1 protein-coding gene is annotated in these 2,493 nt (G+C 66.1%); it reads left to right on the top strand.

Annotated features, from left to right (window positions below; translation table 11 throughout):
* Positions 1–777 precede the first annotated feature (777 nt).
* Entirely contained in the window at positions 778–1,488 is a 711-nt protein-coding gene (locus ACJTNH_RS20690; protein WP_458179152.1) for an HNH endonuclease, read from the top strand.
* The last annotated feature ends 1,005 nt before the right edge of the window (positions 1,489–2,493 follow it).

The raw sequence follows: 2,493 nt of genomic DNA, 5'->3' as shown, positions 1-2,493 counted from the left end.
ACCGCGGCGAGCGACCCGGACGACGTCACGCTTGAACTCCGGGGGGAACTTCTTGGGCACAGCGACATCCTTCCCGCGGGACAAGATCCCGCAGAACGAGTGTCAACTGAAGTCGCAGCAGTCCCCAGATCTTCCTTCCGCTGGATCGCCGTGTCGGGCTGATCATGGGCGAGGTGGGCGGTAAGGACATGCAAGCAGCCCCATCTGCTGATCTGGCGCGGCGCATGAACGCGTCCCTGGCCATGAGTGCGACGGCGGCGGTCTTCCACCACCCCGACGACAACCCTTTGGTGGGACTCGAGCTCCCCGCTCCCCATCAGCGGCGGACGGGCGGGTACGAACAGGTGAAAAGCCTCGTCAGCTCCGAGCGGCCGGCCAATTCTCCACAGCCCAGGTAGAGACCACTTCGCCAAGGAGCCTGGCCCCTGGCCCTCCGGACTTGCTGGCGCACGACGACGAGACGGTGGTGGGCACGCCATGACGGACATCGAAGCGGACAGCCACGGCTATTGGCGCTGGCGCGACGCCCTGCTACGCCATCCCGACGGACGAGCGGTGGGGGGAGAACCATGCGTGAAGTGCGGCGCTGCGGTACCACCGAACGCGCACTGGACTCATCGCGACCGGCACGTCTGTGGGTCACGCTGCAACAGCAATCTGGGACGCCAGATCAACCGGCAGATTCGGAAGGGCGCCGACCTACCGGTCCCAGCCCCACCGCCCATGCAGGACCCCCGCGTTGATCCGTCACCTCAGGTGTTCGCCACGGTCACGCCTGTGAGCGATGAACTGCCCTATCAGTTCGACGGCTTCGGACCGCGCGAAGGAGACGTGGTCGAGCGACACGGCGAGTTCACGAGCTACATCTGGCTGCGCCCAGACGAGATGCAGGCGACCCCCGAGTGGGCCCCCCAGGGACTCTTCGTTGCGGTACACGAGTCAGGCCACAAGCACATCCAGGCCGCGTCGAAGGACGGGCTGGGCAGCCGAATGGTGTACGGCGCGGTCGATCCCTCTGGCGAGCGCCGGTCTCTGGACACGTTCGAAGTGGACGGGGAGCGGATGGAGTGGGCGTGGGAGTTTATCAGGGACGTGACACCCGACGGACGCGAGTACACGTGGGAGGCAGTCGCCTGCGTGCCGGTCGCCGCGCAGCACCCACACACTCTCTGGTCGCCGGCCTTCTCTGCCAGGTCGGCCCAGAAACGGCGAGTGTCGTCCTCGACGGCCCGCCATGTCCGACGACAGAGGACACAACTGGCACAGGCAGAGCGCTTCGACCCCGTTGAGATCTTCGAGCGCGACGGATGGATCTGTCAGCTGTGCACCGCACAAGTCGACCCTGTTCTGAAGTGGCCTGACCTTCAGTCAGCGAGCCTGGATCATGTCGTACCGTTGGCTGCCCACGGTCAGCACAGCCGGGACAACACCCAACTCGCCCACTGGTTGTGCAACGTCCGTAAGGGTGCGAGCACACCTGACCTCTGACCTCCGTCCGTCGGAGGGTCTGCGTCGTCGGGGACCCGCCGAGTTGGACCGTCACCGCGCCGTGAGCACCTCGCGGCTAAGACCCGCCGTCCTAGCGTCGCCTTTCACGACGCTGTCCGAGCTGCTGTTCGCACTCGCGCACAGGCAGCCGACGATGCGGCCAACACTGCCTGCCTCACTTGCAGGCTTGGGGACGGACGACGGGGAAGACGTCGGCCGTCACGCGCATTCGGCCCTCTCGGGCCGGTCCTGCCCGGTGTGACCTGGTCCCGACCGGAGCAACTCGGCTCAGCCGGCGCCGCCTCCTCCACGGCAGGCCGCACGGCCGGTCCCTTGACCAGCGACCTTCTGACACCCGCCCTCCGCGGGTATCCGGCTCCTGCCTTACAAGCCACAATGAGCTAGTGGCCGCAGATCAACACACAGCGGCCGGCCAGGCCCTCGGCTACGTGTACCAGGTCGGCTGGGCCCTCATGGAGCTCGCGCGGCCAGGGCCAGAGGACCAGGAACTACGCCTGGAAGACATCGACGACGTTTCTTGGCACGACGCGGCGGGCGATCCTCTCCAGGCGCTACAGATCAAGCACCACTTGGGGGACGGCGGAACGCTTGGCGACATGAGCGTCGACCTATGGCGCACGATTCAGGTCTGGCTGGACAACCCGGCGTTCCAGCAGCCCGACGGACCTTCGCTGTACTTGGTCACAACACAGGCTGTTACGGACACCAGCGCGCTCGCATGCCTCGGGACCCAGGACCGTGACCCAGGTTCTGCATTGACCCTCTTGAACGCGGCTGCCTCCGAATCGACCAATAAGTCAACGGCACGCGCCCGGACCGCCTGGTTGGCCCAGCCGCTAACAACACGGACCAGCATCGGGACTGCTGCGACTTCAGTTGACACTCGTTCTGCGGGATCTTGTCCCGCGGGAAGGATGTCGCTGTGCCCAAGAAGTTCCCCCCGGAGTTCAAGCGTGACGTCGTCCGGGTCGCTCGCCGCGGTGA

Source organism: Modestobacter lacusdianchii, from assembly GCF_054177765.1.
The sequence above is the reverse complement of the archived record's forward strand: the minus strand, read 5'-3'. Positions and strand labels throughout refer to the sequence as shown.